The following is a 23,077-nucleotide window of genomic DNA, read 5'->3' on the forward strand; positions in this document are numbered from 1 at the left end:
AGCATTTTATTATGGTGATCCCCTGGGCGAAATGCGCCTGGTAAGCAGAGTTTTTGAAATGTAAGGCCTTTGAATAAGACAAAAGGCTGCCTCATCGCTAACTTTGCAACAGTGCCATAAATTCTGCCTGTCTGCCCCCTGCCCTGGTTAGCTTTAACCAGCTATCAACAATGAAGAAGTTCAGGTAATTTAAGTGATACCAACTGTCTGGAGATTCATGGGGCCAGTCTACCAGCACCGAAGGTCTGCGAGGAGCGGACATAACATCCTCGGGATAGTGTGGGAATGGTGTTGTCCCGTCAACCGTCTAAGGCTGATGTTTTACTAGGCATAGTACTGTATGTCGATTACTTATACATATAAACTGGCAAAATAGGTTTTAATACGGAGATGAACAATGTCCCTGCTACATCAGATTCAAGAGTCTGTGGTTCAAGATGGATCAAGCTTGGGTCCAATACTGCTCAAACTCCGACTCTTGGCAGCAAGATTAGGAAGTAACGATTTAGAAGAATGGGTCAAACATGAGTCGGAAGGCTATCCTCAGGATGCTGTGCTTCCCGATTACAGAATAGTAGGAGTAACTTATAAAGGCACGTTTTCTGGCCCTTTTGGCTCTGGTATAAAAAATGCGCCTATCCCACCAATATTAATAAAAACGTTTGCAAATGATAGCTGGAATAACTACTCCGTCAGAGAAAGCATTGCTGCTGTTGACGAACTTGTTAAAGTTAGTACAAAAGGTGGTTCTTTGGGGATTAATGCGTCAAATTTAATCCTTCTTCTACAAGGGAAGATATATAAAGGTTATGCTTGTAATGATATCTCTGGAGATATTTCAGTAGTATCACTATCAGAAATTTCACAAGCCGTTCGTAATAGAGTTCTTGAATTAACAATTGAATTTGAAAAATCAATTCCCTCAGCAGCACACATCACTTTTGGTACTCAAGGCATGGATAAAGATAATGCATCAAAAGCCCAGCAAATAACACAACAAATAATCTATGGTAACGTTGGTAATGCCATCTCTGGTGGCAGCGAATCAACTATTAACGTAAATATACAATCACACAATAAAGAATCGGTAGCAAACTACCTGAAAGATTCAGGTATTTCTGAAGAAGATGCTCGTGATTTTTCACTGATTGTAGCGTCTGAAACACCATCAAGTTCTGAAGAACCTTTTGGGGAAGGTGCAAAAAATTGGATTGCATCAAATATAAGAAAAGCTGCCGATGGGACTTGGAAAGTCGGGATGGCAGTTGCAACCAAAGTTCTGACGGAGGCTGCACTGAAATACTATGGTTTGCAGTAAATCATGGGCCGCATTTCGCGGCCATATTAATATGTACAGTAAAGCTAAATGTTCATTCAAAAGTAGTTAGTGCCCATTTATGAAAATTTATTCGTGTGATTTTATCTTACTCGGTAAGCATGTTCCAACACCAATCTTGCTAAATCAGTTTGTTGATTTGATAAATCGACCTCATACGTAAAACATAGTAAAGATAATACTCTTGCAAATTTAACTCGTACTTTTTGCAAAGATTTATAAAAAAGTACTTCATCTATCGAATTTTGATGCTTATATAATAACATTAAATTTTGGCTTAGAGTGTGGATTAAATCTAATAATAAATGTTGCGCTTGCTTGGATTTAATGTCTAATCTTAGCTGCTCTGTTTTCTCTTTGATTGATTCTAAACTTTTGATTACTGCGTGGGAAACCTCTGAATCGAATGGTGCAATTAAAACCTTTTTACCTTCAAGGTAACTGAAATATTTTTCAAACAGTTTCTTATCCGGATCAGATATAAATGGAATCAACTCTTTAGCTGTGATGCCCGAGATGGATGCGACACTTGCTAAACCACCTATTATTTCTAAAAACAATTTCGGCCTCCTGATGATAATTTAGATAATTAGACTATTTTTTTAATTTCTAAGTCTCGAAAAGTAGAAGTGTCCATTTGAGTTAGGATGCTATAGATAATACTACGATCGTTTGGAATGCACTACTACCAGATTTGCCACATTACGAAAATTTAGCTTTCTAGATCAAACGGCTATAATCACTCAGTAATAATTTCAATACTAAGCATCCCCATGTTGCACGACCAGATTGTGATTATCACAATTCTTGATATTAGGCTTTATTCCATTCATGAATAAAGGCCCGCTCACAGCACAAAGCAGACATAAAAGACTACAGCATCGGATGCCGCGTTAGCGGTATGGAGGCGCCAGACGAAGTTACATGTGTCTGTAGAGTCAAATGGCGCCGAAAGCCCGGCGTAGCCGGTTACCGGGCTATAAATTCTGCCACCCTACCCCCTGCCCTGATTAGCCTTAACCCGCTATCAGCAATGAAGAAATTAAGGTAATCCCTTTTAACCCCGGTGAGCGGGCTTTACGGCGTTTACGACGTAAAGGGCGTGATTTCCGGGGCCTTGGCGGCGGCAGCTTGCTGCTGACGCTTAGGGGGATGTTCTTCAGTTATTTCAGCGACACCAGGGAACTTAACACGGTAGCTGCAAAGCCATATCCGCTTAAAACAGCTCAGACGCCTCTGTACGCGGTCGGAGTGGTCCCGACAAGGCGACAGCCGCAGTCGGGGCGTATCTCCGCATTAGCGGGCCGCAGGGCCGCTTACGAGCGTGTACTAAACAACTGACCACAGCTTCACCCACAACGATGAAGAAGAATAGTTACAACACCCATCATTAAAAGCGATGTCTTCCCCGGCCTTTGGCCGGGGGCGGCGGCGCTTTTCAGTGGTGGGGAGGGGCTGTGAGGGTTCAGGCAGGCACTGTTCCTGCTTTTGAGTGAGTATTTTGAATGTTGTAACTATATGTGCCGTGCCGGGGCCCGTCGCGTAGCGATGGGAGCTACTTTAGGCAGTTGCCGAACCGGCGCGGACGTGAGTCCGCTGCAAGGGCGGGCATTTTCAGGAGCCTGTCCACAGGTCAGGCGACGAACAGGTTATATATTTATATGAATGAAATAAAAGATATTTAAAAGAAGTACAGAGCAGGTTTTTAAAGGAAACCACGCACTTTGAAATCAGGTCGGCTGGCGCTCTGTAAGCATAACGGTTGTAACCTTATGGAAAGGTCCCTTGCAGTTATTTGTGGGTAACTGAATCTGGCGACGAGATGTGGCCACTCTGATGCAATTTCTGGCCATTCTGATGGCGGAATGGGGTGAATGTCAGGAAGGACGGCCGTCATTTCGTGCAGAAAACCGTCAACGATGGACTGCAGACGTGCGAAACCCTCCGGCGCCAGCCGGATTTTTCACACAGGAAGGGTTATATGGGGACGGTGGCCAGCCGCGTGTAGTTGTTACCACGCGACATCAGCATGCGCTCTTTCACGCGCCGCTCCAGCTCACGCTGGAGAGCATCCCTGTCGCCGACGAAACGCCCTTTGGCGTAGTCACGCGTCAGCTGCTGTTTCACCAGCGTCACAATGTCCTTACGGGCTCTGTCCGCGTCACGTCGGGCGCGGGCGCGCTTCAGGCCATGCTGTTTACGTTCGGACTGGTAGCTGCGGAACCGTTCGCGCACAAACCGCCAGGCCTTCGCTATCAGCTCGTCCATCTCCAGCGGCTTCAGGTTCTGCTTCTTACGCTGCTGATTCTCCCATTCCACACGGCTGCGCCTCGCGGCCACAACGGCCACGTCAGAGACGTCGAGCGCGGAGAACAGTGCCGGCGTGAAGGTGGTATCGGTCGGGATATTGCAGCCAATCTGCGGGTCATACTCGGTCTGATAGGTAATCAGCCCCAGCTCCGCCATAAACGTCAGCGCCCGCGTGGCGCGGGTGATGGACAGATTACCGCTTTTCGACTCGGTGGCGAGACCGCACTCGATGGCCAGATTGGTGATGGAGCGCTGAACGCGGTTGGCCAGCGGGTCATAGTGGAAACACAGCCCCTGGAGCAGGGCATCGATGGCCCGGCGGCGCAACAGTGGCGGCATCCGGTGACGTTTACCCAGCGAGCGTAAGAACGCCACATGGATGGAAAAGTCAAAACGGGACGTGAAGCCTTCGGCTTTCGCCATCAGCTTACGACAGAACGGCAGTGTCTTTTTGCCTTCACGCGGCGTGAATGCCGGGTTCGGGTTTTTGACCTGACGGTAATGGGAGAACAGGGTCTGGGCGTCAGTCACACCTTCCCGCACTTATGTTGCACGGAAGGAGTAAATGGCACAGAAACGGGTATTGCAGTTTTCTGAGCATAAAACTATACTCCCTGCATAGAGCAACAGCTTCTATACAGTTTAAGTAGGCCCCGTTAATCTTCTCTTAGTCGCCAAACCTGGTGAAGATTATCGGGGTTTTTGCTTTTCTGGTCCCGGGTAGACACCTCATCAGAACCAGTTCCCTGCCACCTTATGGCGTGGCCAACCAAGAATTCACTAAAACGATCAGTAATCTAGCATCCAATGAGAAAACGTTCAAGAATGTGAAGTCTTTACATCGAGAACGCCGCGTTCAGAAAGTTCACGTTCGAGTAAGGTCTCAATAAACTGAGCTTGAGTGAGCCCTTCCTCTTCACAGATCGTAATCATCCAATCTTTAAGAGGATTTTTAACAAAAACCTTCACTTCTTTATGTGTTTCACGTTTACGCGCAATCGCGGCAAGCTGTCTTTCACTCGCCGACATCGGCTTACCTTTTCGGTAAGAACGCTTTTCTTTCGATGAGGAAGTTACTGCATTTTCGATCTGCGACATCTCTGCCTCCTCAAGGATCAAACTTGGATCGTTTGCAGAGAATACTACAGATATCTGAAATCAGCGACTTAACTTTACGCGAAGGTGTGAGCCATGTTGGCGCATGGTTCACCAGGATAGATGTAGATTGCGGATCAAATGACGATGCGACTTAGTATGAAGAATGCCAGTCCGTTCCTCCGTCCCAGCGCGACTGCCAGTGCTGAAGGTAGGTTTGTGCCACTTCCGGCACCTCATTAATAACCAGCACATTCTCGCTATTCCGCGATGCAGCAGAGCGAGTGTAGTTAAAGCTACCAGCCTCAACTGTATGATTATCAACAATAATGACTTTGTCATGCATGATGGCGTAGCGACCGTTGGTGCGCAGCGGAATTCCCGCGTTCACCACGATGTTCATCGCCGCCTGGCTGGCTTTGCTCCGGTTGCCCTTTTCATCAAGCACTATCTTCACATCCACACCACGACGTTTTGCCCTGACAAGCGCACTAACCACCTCCGGAGACGTAAATGAGTAGCCCATCAGCCGAATTTCCTGCTGTGCTGACTCAATCGTCTTAAGGACCAGCTGCAACGCGCTGCCTTCAGGTGAAAAGCCGACCTGAACGGAGGATGCCGCTGCTGCGGGCTGAATACAGCTCAGCGAAAGACATACCAGACCGGACACGGCCAGCTGGCGAAAGGTGAACTTACGCATTAAATAACCTCAGAAATACTGTTCGGATGTGTTAACCAGAAACGCCGGAGACGGGGAAAACTTGCTTTTACCCTTCTCCGGGGTTGGACAACTGAGCACGGCGAAGGCGTCAGTCTCTTTTAGCGGTATCAGTTGGCGGACGCCTGATTATTTTTTGGTATCACCGGCAGCATGACTGATGGCCTGCTGCAGGGCCTCCGCGCTGGTGTATCCCGGAATAACCGTCACGTTATCAGCACTGGCGCCGGCTGACGGGAGAACCACCAGGGCCGGGGTACCGCTGAAGCCCAGCTGCTGCGCAAGTGTGTTTATGCCATCCAGGGTCCCCTGAACATCTGGGGCTGTTTTCGCATCGAACTTCACGGCTTTTGCGGCCGCGCTGATATCAGCATCGGTCAGCTTACCCTCGTTGTGGGCGGTAGCGTAAATCGCGTTGTGATAGTTAAGGTAAGCATCGGCCCCCTTCTGCTTCCAGATCTGAAGCCCGGTTTTCGCCGCACTGAGCGACGCCGGCCAGCGCTGGCCAAATATCGGGAATTCCTTGAACACAAAGCGCACGTCCGGGTTAGCTTTTATTACCTTCTCCAGTTCCGGCGCCAGGCGGGCACAGTAGATGCACTGGTAATCAAAGAATTCAACGACCGTCACTTTCGCATCAGCAGGACCATATGATGGTGTGCCTTTATCGTTCAGCAGCGCTGCCTGATTCTGAACCACGGCGGCCGTCATCGCCTGCTGCTGCTTCTCCTGCTGTTGGGCCTGCAGCTTCTGGCTGACCTCAACCAGCACTTCCGGATGAGCCAGCAGGTAGTCTTTCGCGATTTCACCAATGCGGGCTTCCTGTTCCGGGGTAAAGGCAACGGCAGGTTTCTCTGCTGCCCCCGCCACGCCGGAGACCAGAAGGCCTGCGGCAAGCATGACTGAAAGGGTTTTATTCATGTTCATCCTGTGTTTTTCTCTTCTCGGTTGTTATCAGTTCGTTCCGTGCACGGGTGGCGACGCTTCTAACCGCCCTGCGCTGTCGTTTAGCGTGCTCCTGAGCCCTGCGCTCCACGGCATACGCCGCCTCCTCCGCACTCACCGCTGCGACCGGTTCACCGGCAAGGTTTTTACGCCACGCGCCCACCGTCATGGCGCCCAGATACGCATCCGAGCGGGTGACGGCGGCAAGGCAGCGTTTCAGCGTCTTCACGGAAATCTCCAGCCCGCGCCGGCGAATGTCATTGACCATTGCCTCCCGGATGTTGACCGCCAGGAGCTGCGGCTGGCCGTCCGTCACCAGGGCTGGCCAGCAACGCTTCAGGAGCGCGAGCGCGTCCGCAAGCGGCATGACCTTCCGGTACACCGGTTCCGGGGCAGGTTTGCGCCTGGCCGCCCGCATGGCCTCCCTCTCCTGGGCCTGTCGCTCAGCCCACTGCCGGGCTTTCTCTGCTTTTCTGGCGGCCTTCTCGTCCGCCTGCGCCTTTTTCGCGCTCTCATCCACCGCCTGCTTCCTGACCTTCCAGGCAGGCGTCGTGTTCACCACCACGGTCTTTTTACGCGTGACCCGGCCCGGACCCGCACCGTCCGGTTCACTGTTGCTTACGGCACGCTGACCTTCTGGCTCCGCTTTGCGGCGCAGCGTCAGCGTGGGGCGCCCCTGCTCTGTCATCCTGCCTCCGGATAAATCTGTTTCACGTATACTCCCCTGACTGACCCTATTCTGACACGGCAGATATCACATCACCATCAGTCCGATGACGGCAAGGTGCACCGCGTAGAACAGCGGGAAAAATTCGCGCGGCCAGAACCTCGGCACGCGGCAACAGGTCCGGCTCAGCACCGTCAGGGTAACGCCGGGTATTACCAGACCCGCGATGGCAAAGGCGGGGCTGTCCGCGGCATTCAGCGCGAGTATCGCCAGTGCCAGACACAGCGCCAGCCCCGTGCGCGTGGTGCGCCGGCCCGTCATACATACGCCGCAGGCCAGCATCAGCATCACTACCCCCGCCAGCCCGTAGCTTCCCGCCGAAAACGGCAGCCAGGCCAGAACCAGCATCAGGGAGAGCGGCCACGTGCGCGGCCCGTGCCGCTGCATCATCGCCAGTGCCTGTCCGCTGACCGCAAAGGCAAACAGAATATTGCCCAGGTCCGGGCGCAGCCCGGCCAGTATCCAGCCGCCCTGCGCCACCCCGGCCCATATCCAGAGCCGGTTCAGGGCGCGCTGCTGAATCTGCGGATGGCGGGCGAGGTTCATGGCCCAGACCAGGCCAAAGAGCGGAAACGCTCCCCGACCGGCAAGACGCAGCCAGTCATTATCCAGTCCGCACAGCATGCTGATGTGGTCGGCCACCATCAGCAGCAGCGCCACGGTTTTGATAAGGTCGGTCTGGCCCGGCGTCCACACAAGCAGACGCTGCAGCCAGCAGTCGGCCACCACCACAAGGGGGAAGAGCGGATGGTTTTCAGCGCGCATATCAGTCGCCTCCCAGGGTCTTTTCACGCTCAAGGTCTCGCACCGTTTCGCGCTCCATCTGCTGCAGGCGGTCCCGCTGCACGCTCTCGCGCACCACCTGAGACACCGCCTCATCCCGGCGGCGTTCTTCCGGCGCATCCGGCAGCGTGAGGGGAGATGCCGGCGTTTCTTTTATCCGATCCATATCCCGCACCACATCCCGGACGGCGACGTCAGCCCCTCCGGCCGGCCTGTCGCCGCTGCGGGCCATCTCGCGGACCGCCTCTTCGGCACGCTTATCCAGCTCCCGCTGCACCTCAGCCTCCCGGGCCTGCTGTGCCAGCACCTCCGGCGGCACCGTTTCTGCGGGCTGCGTACCAGTGGCATCGGGCAGGCCGTCGGCCCAGACCCGACCGCCGGTAATGGCGCCGGGGTTCCACGGTCGCGCCTCGCCTTCGAGCCGCACCACCACGCCGCTCTGCGGATTCTCCCTCGCGAGCCGCACGCCCTCTTCCATATCCCGCGCCAGCAGCGACTCGCCGTTACGGCTGGCCTGCAGACCCGCAAACGCCGCGTCCCCGCTGCCCATCACCCGGCCTTCACCAGCGAGCCCCTTAAGCTGCCCGTCTCCGGACGTCAGGGCGCTCAGCCAGACGCCCGCCTTCCTGCCGTTGCGGTCGAAGGCCGGGAGCGCCACGTGCGGCTGCGGGTATTTACGCCCCGGCGAGATATATTTCGCCATCGAGCCCTCGGGCTGCAGCCCGGCCTGGCGCAGCGCGGCGCGACCGGCAGGCACCTCACCCAGCGCTTTTGCCGTCGCCGTCAGGCGGGCGGCATTCGCGACGGCGCGGTCGCCGCGCGGCTCCAGAATGTCATGCGCCGTACTTTTCGCCTGCGATTTTTCCATCGCGGCCACCCACTTATCCCGGTTGTCGGTATAGACCTGCGCGTGCTGCTTCATGCGGCTCAGCGCCACGTAGGCTGACTCGAAGCTCACCATCCGCTTACGTCCGCCGTCCGTACCCTGCAGGGAGATGGAGAAGGGCTCGCTCGCACCCTGTGAGCCTTCAACGGTGACGGCATAGGCCAGGTCGATGTGCTGCTCTGCCTGCTCGGCTGACGGCGTGAGCGTACGGGTCTGTTTCCCGTCCGACAGCGTGACGCTGTCACCTTTTATCTCACTGACCGACCAGACGCTGTTGGCCACGAAGCCCCGCTCGTTGTCGCTTTTCGAAAAGCGCATCCGGTCGCCTTCCGACACGGTAATGGTGTCCTGACGGTAGAGCGTGACGCCCTCTGTCGCCGCCTGCGCGGGCGACAGGCTGCGGGTGTTGCCCTGCGCATCCTTCAGCATCACCAGGTGCGCCTCCCCGTCCAGCGCCTCAATGCTGTAATAGGTGCTGTCCAGCAGAACCAGGCTGTCGCGGGATGCCTCCCACGTTGCCATGCGCCGCAGCTCCCCGTCGCGGATATTGGCAGGCGTGAGAACCGGCAGCGTGACCTCTTTTTCGCCCACCTCGCCGGCACCCTGACGGGCGTCATGAATCATGGCGTTCACCTGGCGGCGGTCGGCGTTCAGGGCGGTGATAACGATGGTCTGCGCCTGCGCCTCTGACGTGCGCCCCGTGTAGTCCTTCACGATGGCCTCCAGCAGCGTCGCGGGCTGCCCGCCGGGCATCAGGTCGCCGGCCGCCACGGCTTTCGCAATGGCCTCCTCCCGTTCGCGGCTGAACTCCATGACGGAGCTGTCCGGCTGCCAGGCATCCGCCCTGCGCGGCACCTGTGCCGGCGCCACGCTCTCAATGGTCGTCAGGGCGCTGCCGATATCGCGGCTAATCAGGCTGTAGACGGCAGGTTTTAGTTCCGGCGTCTGGCGGACGATCTCCTGCATCACCGCCACGTCAATGGCGCTGCGCTTCTGCAGCAGGCGGAAGGGCTGGCCCGGGGCAATGGACTGCAGCTGGTCGGTATCCCCGCTGGAGACCGCGCGCCCCCCGCCCCCGGCAATCAGGCTGTACGCCTTCGCCATGTCGGCGTTACCGACCATTGAGCTTTCATCCACGAGAAACAGCACGTTGCTGAAGTCCGTTCGTTCGCCGCCGCGCAGCTGCTGCTGCGTGTCGTGAATAAAGGCCGCCAGCGTCTGCGTTTCAGGCACGCCCGCATCGCGCATCTCGCTCACCGCCCGGTGGGTGGGGGCCACGCCGATAACGCGCGGCTGCTCCCGTTCCGGCAGCGTGCCGATGGCCGACATGACTGCCCGGAACTGGGTGGTTTTACCCACCCCGGCGTAGCCCTGCACCAGGGTAAAGCGGTCGGGGGATTCAAGTATCATGCGCGTGGCGTTCCGCTGCCCGTCGGTCAGGCCCGCCAGCTGCGCGTCCGGAACCTTATCCATCAGCGGGGTGACGGCCTCCTTTCCCTCAAGGACGTGGCGGATAATGCTTTTTTCAGCGTTGTACGACTGGCGTGAGACCAGCAGCTGCAGGCCGTTTCCCGGCGATACCGGCACCGACAGCAGGTCGCCGCTGCGCACCTGACGGTCCGCTTCCTTTTCGATGGCCTGCAGGCTGAGGCTGTCCTGCTCAAATTCTTTCGCGGCGGCCATCAGTTGCGGCTTCGTGAACGCCAGGCCGTTCCCCTCCAGCACCGGAATGGCCAGATGGATAGCCTGCTGCTCCGGCGTGTGCAGACCGGCCTTCTGGTGCGCCAGGGCATCATCGAGCCTGTCATGCCCCGCCGCATCCTTAATCTGTTCGGACACGACGCTCCAGGCAGACTGACGCGACAGCTTCTCCGTCGTTTTCTGCGCCGTCTGCGCGGAATAGAGCCGCACCGCCCGGCCGCTGAGCGCCAGTTTGTTCAGCGTGGTGTTATCCAGCTCGCGCTGCGACAGCGAGGCAAAAACCGTGGCGCTGTCGCTCACCGAGCGGCCCGGCGACTCCACCCAGCCTTGAACCACCTTCGCGGCGGTAAACGGGCTGTCGCCGGCGGGCAGGACCACGTCCGCCTTACGCCCCGGCAGGCTGACGACGAGCCCCGCCTCCCCGAGCGCCTTAACGGTCACCGTATCGCCTCCCCTGAGCCGCGTCCCCTGCGCCTGACCCAGCACTGCCAGACGGTCGCCTTCGGCCACCTGCAGCGTGCCGGTGCGGTACAGCGACCAGCTGCTGTTGAGTTCAGACAGGCGGGTCACCCGCGTCTCACCCTGGGCGTTGCGCAGCGTCAGGCTGTTGTTGCGGCCCGTCACGCGGTCAATGACAAAGCGTTCCCGGCTGCGCTCTTCGGCATTCCAGCGCTCCATGACCATCCCCTCCCGGTAGTGGTCGCGCACCTGCTGATGGCGGCTGTCGAGCCAGACCGGCTCCAGCGTGGTGATACTGACCTCCCGCTCGCCCAGCACCTTTTCCGCCTTAAGCGCCTCGCGGACTACGCCTGCGAGCACCGCCTGCTCGCGCGGACCGGTGACCTGCGCCACGCTGTGTTCACCTGCGCGGACGCTTCGGGCAAAGTCAGCGGCCAGGCGGTCATACCGCTGCCGCCGGTCAGGCTCGCTGATAACCGAGACCTGCGTCTTCTCACCGCCCTGCCACGCGAGCGTGCTCACTCCCGCTTCCTTCATGACGGTGAGGGCGCTGCCGGTCCCGGTGCGCTGGCCGCTGTCGGCAATCAGCAGCTGGACGTTATGGCGCAGCGCACCGTCGAGCAGCGTGAGCGTTTCTTTCAGGGTCAGCTTCTCCCCCTGGTCCACAATCAGCGTGCTGCCGGGCGTAAAGGCCATGCCCTCCGTCAGCCCCCGCCTGTCGGTGATATGCTCGCCGCTGAGGCGCTCATCCTGCATAAGGGCGCTGCGCGAACGCCTGTCGGCGGCGATAATCTGCACGTCACGCCCCTGTTCGCGCGCCATCATCGTCAGCTCCGCCACGCGCTCACGCTGGCCGGCCGCCCCGCCCTGACCCGAAATGATCGCCACCGGCGGACGGTCCTGGGCCAGGACACTCACGGCATCGCTGTATGACCGGCTGCGGGGCACGCTTTTATCCGGAAAAATGTCGGCCTGCCCCGTCCGCTGTAAATCGCGGGTCATCGCCGACACCGACAGCTCATCCAGCACGTGGATGTTCGAGGTAAACAGCCCCTTCTCTTTATCCAGCGGGATGAGCTGCTCATTTTTTATCGCCGCATCGATGCCGTCACGCGCCATCTCCACCATGCCCGACCGCGCGGGCAGCTGCCCGAGGGTGGTGGCCAGCAGTTCGGAATACGTGAACCGCGCCCGCCGGTCGCTCAGCATCGCGATGGCCTGCCCGACGCTGCTGTTAATATCAATGGCTTCAGGCGTCGTTGCGGGAATATTCCCCTGCACAACCCGCAGGTCTGCCGCCTCACGGTAGGCTTTAATGTCAAACCCCGTCTCTTTCAGGGTATGCATCCACTCGGCCATGCGCTGTTCGGGGTCAACCTTCTGCTTCGACTGGCGGGTATCGAGCGCCGCCACGTCGCGGGACTTCAGGGACGCGTCATCCCCGACCGCCTCGCTGATGGTCCTGCTGCGGCTGGAATACGGCTCCGTCGGTACGCCCTTCAGCTCCCACATGCCGTGTTTGCCGACCGTCTCAGTCTCATAGCCCATCGCCGCGACGTCATCCTTCAGCGCGGCACGATACAGGCGGCCAAAGGCAATCTGGTTGGCGTAGATATTCTCAATAAACCCGGTTTTACCCACTTTGTCGCTGCTGAGCGTTCGCCACTCATCGCCATGCTGAGTGGCATTGGCCACCACCGCGTGGGTGTGCAGCTGCGGCTCCTGGTCGCGGCTGGTATCGTGGTTAAACAGCGCCATCACCAGGTTGCCGGTCAGCTGCGTCTCGCTCCTGCCCTCCGTCATAACCCGCGTGGAGGCCATTGCCTCTATCTGCTTAATGGCGGTCTCCACCGCGCGGTTGTGTGCCTCAATAAGACGCTTGTCGCCTCCCAGCATGGCCATCACGGAGACACTTTTGGGCGCAGAGAAGGTGAAGTCGTAGCCCGGACGGTGTTTGTTCGCCCCGTCCTGAGTCCGGCTGAGGTCGCTGCCGTCCGGCAGGCGTCCCTCCAGAACCTTCGTAAAGACCTTCTGGTCCACCCCGCCGCTGAGCCCCAGCGCTTCAGCCCCTTTTCCGGCCCAGCGCTCGCCCATACTACCGATAACGTAGTAGTTGTCCTTGTCGGTGTAATAATTGCCCGCGCTGCCGGCGGATTTTACCGATCCGATGCTCATCATCAGATGTATCCTCCCGGCTCAAGATCCTTTTCAGGCGCCCGGTGAACGTTGATGTTCACTTCTTCACGACGCTGCCTCTCCTGAGGAGACAGTTCGTCCTGCTCCGCCTGCCACGCCTCCCATGCCGCCATATCCACTACTTCACCGCTTTCACTGATGCCGGGCGGCAGCTGCTCTGCCTCTTCCGCCTTTGTCTTCAGCTCAGGCTCCACACCGCCGGCGCCTGCCGCACCTGCTACGGATGCCGCGTCTGCAGCGCGGGGCGCGGGCGTCAGTTGCTGTGGCTGCTGTGGCTGCTGTGGCTGCTGTGGCTGCTGTGGCTGCTGTGGCTGCTGTGGCTGCTGTGGCTGACCAACATTCTCCGCACCGCCCTCTGGCGCGACAACATCGGCATCCGGTTCAAAGAGCATGGCGATGCTGCGGGATTCATGTTCACGTGCAGCCAGCGCGGCATTCAGGCGTTCCTCCGCTTTCCCGTCGATGGTGCGCGGAATGAATTCCGGTGCCACCTTTGGACGCTGCTGATACTTCAGCGCCATTTTCACGGCAGGATAAGGTCCGGGAAGCGTGACGTAGCAGGAGAGATCCGGCAACGTCTGGACGTCGGAGTAACTCACCAGGGTGACGCGCTCCATGTCCTTGCCGACCGAGGTACCGTCGCGTACCGGGTCCACACCGTAGGAATACTGCTCGGACGCCTTGAGGATTTCTTTTTCACCGATTTCGCCAGCGGCGAACTCGGCGATATTGCGCGACGGCGAGCGGAAGAAGGCACGGGTGTTCAGCACGTCGAACAGCGTTTCCGCCGGCTTCTGCCCGTAAATATCTTCCAGCTGGGCGTAGGACTGAATGCCAATGACGTAGCAGCCGCCAAACTTACGCGCCTCCGGCAGGATCTCAACCAGGTCCGGCAGCTTGTGCAGGGTAGGCAGCTCGTCGGCGAAGATCCACACGCGGCGGTTACGGTTTTCCCCCATCGCCAGCAGCCCGCGAATGGCGATGGACAACCACATGGAGATAACCGGCTTGAGGGAAGCGTGGGTGTCAGCATTGGAGGAGATAAACAGCCAGCCGTTTTTACCATCCTCACGAACGCCGCGCATCCAGTCGCGTATGGTGAATGACTCGCCGTTATTTTCGATGCCCTGCAGGTAGCGGATAGCCTTGACGTAGTTGGTCAGCACGGCGCGGATGGAGATGGCCGTTTTCTCGATTTTCTCTTCCACCAGGTTCGCCGCCGGGGAGTTTTTCAGGTACGAGCGCAGCTTCTCAATCTTGATGGAAAGCAGCGTGTCGACCAGCTTGCTGTAGCTGCGGTCCTTGTCGTTGCGCATCAGATATGCGGCTTCGGCAAAGATGGTACGTCCCGACCCCTGCCAGAAGGGGTCTTCCTTCGTGCCCATAGGAATAAGCGTGTTGGAAACGTTGTCGAAGTCAGGCTGCGTCAGGCACTCCCGCCACAGGTCCCATGCAGCGCAGCGCGCATCCAGCGGGTTAAGGATTTTATCTGTGGCCGGATCATAGTAGCTTTTGACGAACTCACAGGAGCGGTCATACACGATGACCATATCGCCACGCTGGCGGGCGTAGTTCATCAGACGGCGGATAACTTCTGATTTACCGGCCCCGACGGTACCGTGCAGACAGAAGTTCTGGATCTCCGAGTCCTTAATAAGCGGCAGCTCACCGATTTTGATGTCGGATGCGAGACCGTCGCGCCTGAGCATTTTCGCCACCGCTTTCGGGTCGTCAGTCAGCTGGCGCCCTCCCGTTATCTCGTCCTCACTCTGCTGCTTACCCTGATGGCCCAGAATCCAGGTGGTGACAAAGAAGGTAATAACGCACACCACGGCCGCGATGATGGCAGCAAGAATAAAGGCCGTCCAGACCTGGTCGGCGCACCACTGGATATATTTGTCCTGCAGTATTTGCTGCGCGTTGTACTTCAGCTCATGGCCGTAATAACGGATGGTATAGACAGGCTGGGATTTAAAAATATCGCGCATGGGGGCCAGCGTCTGACACCAGTAATAAACCATGCCGTTCACGAACGTCTGCCAGGTCAGTTTAACCGACAGCGTAATCGCGACAATGATGCCGAAGAGAATGACGAGACAGTACACGATGATATTGGCAATTTGACTGAACATACGGATACGCATGCTCGCGATCTGACCGCCCTGGGTCATATCCTTAGCATTAAAACTCATATTAGCCTCATAGAGGTTGGTCTATATGTATAGCGACCATGATTTCAGAAAGCAATTGATTTAATGTCATCCGTTACAAAACACTAGGATGACATCATTTAACTAAAGGCGGGGAGATTATTAATAATGAATGTTATTTTTTAAGTAAATCACACGCTCCTGCATATCCATGTGAGCATGATTTTTTCAAATAGATATCTGCCATTCCAGAACCTGGAAATACACCATCACCTCTCATATAAGCCCCTGCCAAATTAAACTCAGCCTGTCCGTTATTTTTAATGGATGCTTTCTCCCACCAGATCACCGCCTCGTGCATATCCCTATTAACACACTCACCTGTAGAATACAGGTTTCCAATATTCAAATATGCCAACTCAAAATCTTTTTGAGCTGAGGAGTTAAGCAAATCCATTATTTTATCACAACGGGCATCTTTCAATAATCCATTTTTATAAAGCATTGCCAAGTCATTCTGAGCAGATGCATTCCCTGCATCTGCTGCCTTCCCCCACCAATAGCCTGCTTTTTTTATATTTTTATCAACACCTTGCCCATAATAATAGAGCAGACCTAGGTTATTTTGGGCATCTGAATTACCCTGAATCGCCGACTTATTAGTCCAATAAAAAGCTTTTTTATAATCACCAGATACGACCAAATACATTGCACCTAGCTTATATTGAGCTAATGCGTTTCCAGAATTCGCATCTTTTTTTAAGTTAGTGTAGTAGTCGTCGCTAGCCCTTACACTCAAGGTACACGACAGGAAAACAAAAACTCCCAACATCCCATAGAACACTCGCATTGTTTACCTCCATAAAACTAAATATTATATCCATACACAACCATGAAACTGACTATGAAATCCTACAACTCAATCTAACGCTTCCAACCCATTGGATAATTACTTTCCGGATTATAATTAACATTATCAAAGTCCACGGATTCAAAGTCATTATTTATAGAGTGGGCGCCATCTACCTTGTTTTTTTCAAGCCACTCTTTGATGCTTATACACCCGCTAACCTTATATAAATCCATCAATGTACCCACAATGAATACAAAAAAAGTAACAAGAGGAGGAGCCAGTGAACATATAGGCATTATCACATACCAAACTACCCTGTTGTATGTGTAGGGTTCAACACTGCCTTTATTCTTAGATATTTTATAAAACAAATAGATGAACAATCCTTGCCATAAGAGCACAGTTGCACCAATGAATACCACCTCCGTAACTAACCATCCAGCCAGATAACAAGCAATAGACTGAAACAACACTACCATGAATATCTGAAGCAGATTTCTCATCGCACCCTCTCTGGCATCCTGTTACTGCTTATGTTTATCTTGATATTTTTTTGCCTTCTTCATCAGTTCTTCAGGACTGTCAGCCCCCGGCACTCGTTCTTGAGACTCCTTTTCCTTATTATACGTATTCATTTGCGAAGATTGCTCTGAATTATGATGTTTTTGCAGATCAGAATACTGTTTATTTATGCTGCCTTCTTCATCGCGTATTCCTCCTTTAGTATCGGCTATATTCTCTCTCGATGTTGTGAGCATATTATCAACTTGGTCTTTTACATTATTCTGAATTCCGCTGTCCTGTGTACGTTGTTCGATAGTAGCCTGATGAGACTGGTGATCGGCACTAACATCGCTATTTCCACCGCCACCAGAAATGGCCCCCATACCATGGCCAACATTTCCTTTAGCTGCTGAATATGATGCATCAACGCTCGGTTGTACCTGCTCCTGAACAAATCCCCAAGCCAGTTCCCGACGTTTTCCTGCGATTTCTGCTGAGCTGGTATTAGTAAGCAATGTATCTGCATCTTGAGGTGCATGTTTACGGACATACTGGGCAAACTGCTGATTTAGATCCTCGCTCATTTGACCACTCATACTTTCTGTACGAGACGCCATTTCAGCATATTCATGGCTACGAGCCTGACTTGTGGTGTACTGATCATAGCTCTGTTTTGCTGAGTTCAACGATGCCGAAAGTTGATCTGCTCGGGAAGCCGCATTATTGTCCGTATGGCTCCCAGATTCACTGACTTTACGGCTAGTAAAGTAATCACTCGCCTCCTTAAAGTCCTGGGTTGCTTTAGCATCCATATCATGTCGAGCATCATGGCTAGCTCGAGAGCTATTTGTTGCTTGGTGCATATCGTCATCGGAAAAATCAACTCCCGCCTTAACTCCTGCCTGAAACCCTACCCCTCCTCCGGTACCCAGCACATTCAGCCCCATACTTCCTTTAGCATGTGCATCACCATACAATCCGAGTGACGCTCTGGTGCTCCTTGACGCTAACTCTTGAGTGGCCTGTTCATTACTAATATTATGCCCTTTCGCATAGCTTTCTACTGCGCTGCGCATCCTGCTGGCCATCATAGAATCCTGAGCACTCATAGTGCTGTCTGCGCCACTGGTCATTGAATTACTGCTACCACGGTTTGAGCCAAACTGACTAAGCGTATTCCATGCGCTACTCAAACTACTGTTATATCCATGCAATGCACTCTCTGACTGGGTTTGTGCCTCGCGGGCCATTGCCTGCTGTGCGGTTGCAATCTGACGAGTCATGTTGATACTCATAGGAATACGTGACGTAGCACCACTGGAATCTGTCACTACACTACCATCACGCATTTGCGTCGAACTGGCTCCGTTAGCCAACTGTTGGCTCATTTGTCCAAATACTGTTGAGCTATTGGTATTCCAGTTAAAACCACTCACATTTTCTGTCTGCATGTTAGCGTAAGAGTAGTTACCATCAACAGCACCAGAGGCAGCAGTGGCTGCAGGGCTGATAGCGGAAGAGGCCAGATGGCTGTAGAGATTTGAGAACCCCGCCCCCAGTCCCTTCAGCATTCCCCATGCCAGTGGCGGGATAAGCATCGACAGATAGCCTGCCGTGGTAGCGAGGTCTGAGTATTTTATCTGCACCTGTGACAACTCCGAGAGAACCACTGGTGAACCGTTGGCCTTCGCATAGAAGGTCATGCAGCTGTTGAGGATGGCGTAAAGCAGTGGCCAGCTCTGCACCCACATGATAGCCAGCACGTACCCCTTCAGCACATTAAGGGTGACGGCGTTAAACATCCCGCCCAGCACCATCAGGGGGAATATTCCGATGGTCAGACCGACAATCAACGTCTGAGACATAGGTAGTGAGCGTAATGCCACCTGACCGACCGTCGCATGCGCCAGCCGCTGCTTCTCCATCGATGACGTAGTGGCGATATTCAGCAGGCTTGAGGTGTCACCGTTGCGGGCTGCATAGCTCATGATGCCATTTCGCAAAGCGTTCATCGTCACATTCTGACGGACAATCGACGCGGCGCTCTGACCAGCACCATAGAAATAGTTATAGCTGTCCCCGATCATCTGGCTGAACAAAATGTCAGGATTCGGACGTCCGCCAAAAAGCTGACGCACGTAGTAACTCCATGTTTTTCCTCCGGTCTGAGTATCCAGGGCAAGCTTTGGCTTAATTACCGCAGCGGCTTCTTCACAGGTTAAAAACTGATTATTGTTGTTGAATACCCCCCTCAGCGGACTCGGCTTTGAGAAAATCAGCGTATACGGGTCTGCACTGTTCATTAGATCTTCCATGGTATATTTTCCGTTCAGGAAAATATCGCCCATCACGCAGTTCTGCACATAGTCCGTGAATATCGTAGTTATCTCTGGGTTCTGTGATAAAAAGTCCGTACTGCGTGAAACCAGATTCGCCCCAAATATCATGCCGGTTTTGCTGTAGGTGATGCTGTCGGGCTGTGAAAAGACCATTTCATACCCCTGAACAAGGGCATATCCGATTTTGGTGGTCAGCGATGCAGGCAGTGCCAGCCCGACGGGCACGTTATCGACTTTATAGACCTTTGTCTGATTACTGATATCGATTATTTGTACGGAGGTGCGAACACTGACCAGCAGCGACATCAGCACAATGACGCCTGCCCAGCCCAGCATATCCATGATGTTGTGCCGTCGTATCCACGAAATGGCTACAACCAGCACAGAGAAAGCCGTCGCAATACGCCGAATAACAACCCAGTTCTCCGTCGACATGAACGTGACGATGGCATTCAGCGTCTGCGTCAGCCAGTCGCCGCCCGCGATGACATAGATTTCCTGCATCAGCGCGCCCCCCCGAAGTGATAGTTGTTCTGGTAGCGCTGCAGCATGCGTGCCGAGACCTGCTGGCGCATGTAGCTCATCTGGCGGTCAACAACCAAAAGCGCATCCTGCTGTACCTGCACCTGTGCCTGGAAGGAGGCTATCTGCCGCGTGGCTTCGTTGAGGTTATTATTGATGCTGTCGATAACCGCCTGGTCATAGTTTCCCGTTGCCACCATTGCACGGGCCTGCTGGACCAGCTCCTGGATGTACTGGAGAAGAATGTCGTAGCCGATGTAATCGGTTAGCTGATAAACGAGGCTGTTAGAAACCCCCAGCATCTGTGGATCAACCAGGTACTTGAAGACCGGGATGGTAGTACTTGTGATAAATCCCTTCTCTTTCTCGGTTAACTTTAGATCGGCAACGGCTTTATTCTGAATGCTGGAAAGGATGTCTTTTATCTGATTTTTCAGTGCATTTTTCTGGCTGATCGTGACATTAGCATCGGCAACCACCTTCAGACATTTATCGCTGTCATTACAGTGATACACCCGTGCAGTCCCCCCCTCCATCATGGCCCGAATAAGGTCGCGATCGGTCGTTCTTGCCGGAAGCGGGGTTATATTACCCTTCTCATCAAAGACCATTGTTCCGGTCAGGGTCATGATGAACTCCTTAAGCTCTTTATTCCCGTCAAACATGCGGTTCTTTCCGAGCGCATTCCAGATGACATTGATATTCTTCGTTATGCGCTCTTTATCCTTATCACTGGCCTTATCACGGACCTTATCCATGCTTCCCCCCACCGTGCAGCCCTGGCGGGATGCCGCCCAGTCGGCAAACATGTTGCTCTCACCGGCAATGTCCTGGCAGACCTTCTGCTGGGAGACCTGAGTGCGCGGAAACAGACCGCCGACAATCCCCTGCGCCGCCTGGCAGGAGCTGAGGTTCATGCTGTTAATGTCGCTGGCCATCTTCTGCAGGAAGTCTTTAGCGGTCTTGATTTCCGGTACCGTGGTCTGCAGCGCCAGATCGAAGAAGTATCCGGCCGCATTGGACATAATCTGCTTGGCGAAACGCTGCAACTGATCGCTGTTAATAAAGCTGAAGGAGCCCAGATAGGCATCGATGCCGCCGCAGCCGGCGTTGATGTCGGGCAGCGTCATGGAGATAAGCTGGACGGTTTTCACCTGCGTGCGCGCGTAGAGTGAGCCGCCCGTGGCGTAGCCCGCGGCCTGGCCCTGCCAGACCTGTGGCTGGCTGGTGTTGGACGCAAAGCCCAGCTTATTAAAGAAGGTGTTCATGTCACTGTTCACGTCGGCACTCACGCTCGCTGAACACGCAAGAAGGAGGCCACACAGTATGGAGAGAGGTTTACGGACGAACATCGGCACCCTCCCGACTCGCCTGCAGGGCGAGTTTTCCCATTTTTCGTTTTAGTATGAACATTTGCCCTTTCGTATAAAGCGAGTTCAGGATTGCATAAACGCCACCTGCAACGGCAAGCCCGCCGCTCAGCGCGATAAATATCAGTGGAATGGCGTACATCAACACGTTCCACAAATCTTTCAGCTGCAGGTGACCGTCCCTGAGCCAGTCGCCGACGCAGGCATTGAAAACGTATGTCATAAAGACGCGCGACAGCACGCCGGCAATGAGCAAAATGCCCGCCCACTCAGCATAAACGCCGAACCGTGCGTCCTCTTTCCGTGCCCTGAGCGCGATTAACTCTGGCGTCGTAGCTCTCTGAAGCATTCCGGAGGTCATCATGTCGTGTTCCTCTGCATTGTTCTGATCAGCCATTGTTACCCACTCCACGCATCTGAAGGACCGTATCCATGCGGGCCATAAAGCCCTGTTCGTCGGTCGCGCCCTGCAGCAGGGGCAGGGCTTCAAGGGTGTTTACGTTGACGAGAAAGGTGGTTGGCGTGGCCACGGGCAGGTTAGGGAAAAAGGTTTTCATCACCTCCGGCGGCGCGGGCAACGCATCGGGAAAGGACGCATCCCCCTGACCGTCGATGGTGTAGGCCATCACCCCAAACCCCACCCGTGCCGACAGCGACTTCAGGACCGGATCAAACTGGTGGCAGTACGGGCAGTGTCCCTGCATAAACAGCACGACCTTCCAGTCGGCCAGATTGATCTGGCGGCCGTTGCTGAGGCGGTACCAGACCGGCGGCTTCGCCGGAAGTGGCTTAACTTCAGGGTCTTCCGGGGATGTTGGCAGAGATCCCGACGTTCGCGCCCCCTGTGGATGCCATAACGATTTGATCTCGTCCATTGTGGAAGCCTGTGTGGCCAGGCAGAGGGACATGAGCGCCACGGTAAACACGGTATGTCTAAGGTTCATGTCGGCATCCTCCGGCATCACGGGCCTTTTCGGCCTCACGGGCGGCATCAATCCAGCGGTTGATGATGCGGTAGCCCCCCCAGAGCGCCATCGATACGCCGATTATCTGCGCCAGAAGAATGGCCATCTCCGGCTCGCGCCGGACCAGGCGGGAAACAATGTGAAACCATATCCCGAGGCTCAGCACCCATAATCCGGGCACGTCGAACTCAGGCAGGCGAAAACGGAATTTGCGCATGCGAACTCTTCCTGTATTAAAAGTTGGGGGCAAAATCTGTGGAAACGTTGAGGAACTGCTTCGCCAGGTCATCCTGGCTGATAAAGCCATACGAGACGGGTTTGACCGCCCCGCTTTTAGGGTCGGCCAGCATCAGCGCCGGGAAGTAACGAATACCCAGCCGGCTGGCCTGTCCACCGTCCATTCGGGTATCCGGCAGGAGTGGATTCACGATACCGTCCACGGAAACCGGAATGACGCTGAGGTGATACGTTTCGCGGAAGTTTTTAATGACCTGAACCAGCTGGCCGTCGATCGGGTCCTGTCCGCGGTAGAAGAACATCACGCCATAGTGCTGAGCCAGCGTTTCAATGGCGCGGCGCTGGTCGGCAAAGTCCGCCGCCAGCTGGTTGCGCACGGTACCGTTGTAGTGGCTGTGCTGCAGGTTGTAGTCCAGTTCGGGGTGCTCGAGCATGGCTTTTTTGGCGCTCATCGAGAACAGCCCGGCCTGCTGCGTCCAGTAGTTCTGCAGGCGGAAGTAGCGGGTAAAGTTCTCCACGCCCGGATACAGAATGGCCTCGTACATGGCGCGCTTCGTGGCCTGCTGAAGCGTGGCAAGCTTCTCCATGATGTCCGGCGAGGCCTGCTGAGGCTGTGTTGAAGAGGATTTGTCGTCCTCCGGCGTTCTGCGCGTTTCGTTGTACCACTGCCAGCCGGCATCTTTTCCTGTGGCGGTAAAAACGCTGCCAAGAAGCAGCAGCGCTAACGCTGTCTTTCTCTTTTTCACTGGAACCTTCCTTATCCCGAAGCAGGTCGGTTATCGTTTGAAAAGCGGGTTTAACAGCCACGCCAGCAGAACTCCCGCCACGAAAAGCACAACCATCAGCGCCATAAAAAACACATCGATGCGGGTTGTTTCATCAACGATATTCCCGCGCCAGTAAAGCACCGGTGAGGCGACAATCAGGCTGATGATAAGGCGTCCAGTAAATCCTTTAATTTTCATGATGGAGAGTCCTGAG

General features: G+C 55.0%; 20 protein-coding genes and 1 pseudogene. 2 read left to right on the forward strand and 19 right to left on the reverse strand.

Features of this window, described 5'->3' with window-relative positions:
* The first annotated feature begins 397 nt into the window (after positions 1–397).
* Entirely contained in the window at positions 398–1,318 is a 921-nt protein-coding gene (locus tag AX755_RS13385; RefSeq protein ID WP_045341327.1) for an AbiTii domain-containing protein, read from the forward strand.
* 101 nt (positions 1,319–1,419) lie between these two features.
* On the opposite strand, the gene AX755_RS13390 is transcribed toward AX755_RS13385, so the two are convergent.
* The 3 genes from AX755_RS13390 to tap form a co-directional block, all read right to left on the reverse strand.
* The gene (locus AX755_RS13390; protein ID WP_045341329.1) at positions 1,420–1,896 is read right to left on the reverse strand and encodes a hypothetical protein; all 477 of its coding nucleotides are present in this window, start codon (positions 1,894–1,896) and stop codon (positions 1,420–1,422) included.
* A 1,417-nt stretch (positions 1,897–3,313) separates the two neighbouring features.
* Complete coding sequence (gene repA / locus AX755_RS13395) at positions 3,314–4,189, reverse strand: incFII family plasmid replication initiator RepA (protein WP_085952537.1); 876 nt, start codon at positions 4,187–4,189, stop codon at positions 3,314–3,316.
* Positions 4,170–4,247 (reverse strand): RepA leader peptide Tap, encoded by a 78-nt coding sequence (tap, locus tag AX755_RS26065; protein ID WP_011201829.1) that lies wholly within the window; start codon positions 4,245–4,247, stop codon positions 4,170–4,172. The genes repA and tap overlap by 20 nt, the downstream gene beginning before the upstream one ends.
* Positions 4,248–4,326: 79 nt before the next feature.
* Here tap and AX755_RS26070 point away from each other — a divergent pair.
* A pseudogene (locus tag AX755_RS26070) lies at positions 4,327–4,430 on the forward strand (replication protein RepA).
* 35 nt (positions 4,431–4,465) lie between these two features.
* Here AX755_RS26070 and AX755_RS13400 read toward each other — a convergent pair.
* From AX755_RS13400 to trbE, 16 genes are all read right to left on the reverse strand, one after another.
* Positions 4,466–4,744 (reverse strand): replication regulatory protein RepA, encoded by a 279-nt coding sequence (locus AX755_RS13400; protein ID WP_008324932.1) that lies wholly within the window; start codon positions 4,742–4,744, stop codon positions 4,466–4,468.
* Positions 4,745–4,895: 151 nt separating this feature from the next.
* Positions 4,896–5,441, reverse strand: coding sequence for a phospholipase D family nuclease (locus AX755_RS13405; protein WP_008324931.1), 546 nt, complete (start codon positions 5,439–5,441; stop codon positions 4,896–4,898).
* Positions 5,442–5,588: 147 nt separating this feature from the next.
* Entirely contained in the window at positions 5,589–6,380 is a 792-nt protein-coding gene (locus AX755_RS13410) for a DsbA family protein (RefSeq protein ID WP_008324924.1), read from the reverse strand.
* The gene (finO, locus tag AX755_RS13415) at positions 6,373–7,092 is read right to left on the reverse strand and encodes a fertility inhibition protein FinO (RefSeq protein ID WP_008324922.1); all 720 of its coding nucleotides are present in this window, start codon (positions 7,090–7,092) and stop codon (positions 6,373–6,375) included. The genes AX755_RS13410 and finO overlap by 8 nt, the downstream gene beginning before the upstream one ends.
* A 66-nt stretch (positions 7,093–7,158) precedes the next feature.
* On the reverse strand, positions 7,159–7,896 hold the full coding sequence (traX, locus tag AX755_RS13420) for a type-F conjugative transfer system pilin acetylase TraX (RefSeq protein WP_008324912.1): 738 nt from the start codon (positions 7,894–7,896) through the stop codon (positions 7,159–7,161).
* 1 nt (position 7,897) lies between these two features.
* A complete protein-coding gene (gene traI, locus AX755_RS13425; protein WP_023307204.1) occupies positions 7,898–13,138 on the reverse strand; it encodes a conjugative transfer relaxase/helicase TraI in 5,241 nt (1,746 codons plus the stop codon).
* Positions 13,138–15,348 carry a type IV conjugative transfer system coupling protein TraD gene (gene traD / locus AX755_RS13430; RefSeq protein ID WP_022652256.1) on the reverse strand — a complete coding sequence of 737 codons (2,211 nt, stop codon included), beginning with the start codon at positions 15,346–15,348 and terminating at the stop codon, positions 13,138–13,140. Before traD ends, traI begins: the two co-directional genes overlap by 1 nt.
* Positions 15,349–15,481: 133 nt before the next feature.
* Positions 15,482–16,156, reverse strand: a complete 675-nt coding sequence (locus AX755_RS13435) for a tetratricopeptide repeat protein (RefSeq protein ID WP_008324909.1) — start codon at positions 16,154–16,156, stop codon at positions 15,482–15,484.
* A 74-nt stretch (positions 16,157–16,230) separates the two neighbouring features.
* Complete coding sequence (locus AX755_RS13440) at positions 16,231–16,662, reverse strand: entry exclusion protein (protein WP_008324118.1); 432 nt, start codon at positions 16,660–16,662, stop codon at positions 16,231–16,233.
* A 21-nt stretch (positions 16,663–16,683) separates the two neighbouring features.
* Positions 16,684–19,506, reverse strand: coding sequence for a conjugal transfer mating-pair stabilization protein TraG (gene traG, locus AX755_RS13445; RefSeq protein WP_008324119.1), 2,823 nt, complete (start codon positions 19,504–19,506; stop codon positions 16,684–16,686).
* Positions 19,506–20,876 (reverse strand): conjugal transfer pilus assembly protein TraH, encoded by a 1,371-nt coding sequence (gene traH, locus AX755_RS13450; RefSeq protein WP_016247527.1) that lies wholly within the window; start codon positions 20,874–20,876, stop codon positions 19,506–19,508. Before traH ends, traG begins: the two co-directional genes overlap by 1 nt.
* Positions 20,863–21,291 (reverse strand): hypothetical protein, encoded by a 429-nt coding sequence (locus AX755_RS13455; protein WP_008324122.1) that lies wholly within the window; start codon positions 21,289–21,291, stop codon positions 20,863–20,865. Before AX755_RS13455 ends, traH begins: the two co-directional genes overlap by 14 nt.
* Positions 21,284–21,838: a type-F conjugative transfer system pilin assembly thiol-disulfide isomerase TrbB gene (trbB, locus tag AX755_RS13460; protein ID WP_008324125.1), complete on the reverse strand. Its 555-nt coding sequence runs from the start codon at positions 21,836–21,838 to the stop codon at positions 21,284–21,286. The genes AX755_RS13455 and trbB overlap by 8 nt, the downstream gene beginning before the upstream one ends.
* A complete protein-coding gene (gene traQ / locus AX755_RS13465) occupies positions 21,828–22,076 on the reverse strand; it encodes a type-F conjugative transfer system pilin chaperone TraQ (RefSeq protein ID WP_008324126.1) in 249 nt (82 codons plus the stop codon). The genes trbB and traQ overlap by 11 nt, the downstream gene beginning before the upstream one ends.
* A 16-nt stretch (positions 22,077–22,092) precedes the next feature.
* Positions 22,093–22,842 carry a type-F conjugative transfer system pilin assembly protein TraF gene (gene traF, locus AX755_RS13470; protein ID WP_008324127.1) on the reverse strand — a complete coding sequence of 250 codons (750 nt, stop codon included), beginning with the start codon at positions 22,840–22,842 and terminating at the stop codon, positions 22,093–22,095.
* 30 nt (positions 22,843–22,872) lie between these two features.
* A complete protein-coding gene (trbE, locus tag AX755_RS13475; protein ID WP_008324128.1) occupies positions 22,873–23,061 on the reverse strand; it encodes a conjugal transfer protein TrbE in 189 nt (62 codons plus the stop codon).
* Positions 23,062–23,077 lie beyond the last annotated feature (16 nt).

It is taken from the genome of Enterobacter sp. SENG-6, from assembly GCF_001605945.1.
Lineage (GTDB): Bacteria > Pseudomonadota > Gammaproteobacteria > Enterobacterales > Enterobacteriaceae > Enterobacter > Enterobacter cloacae.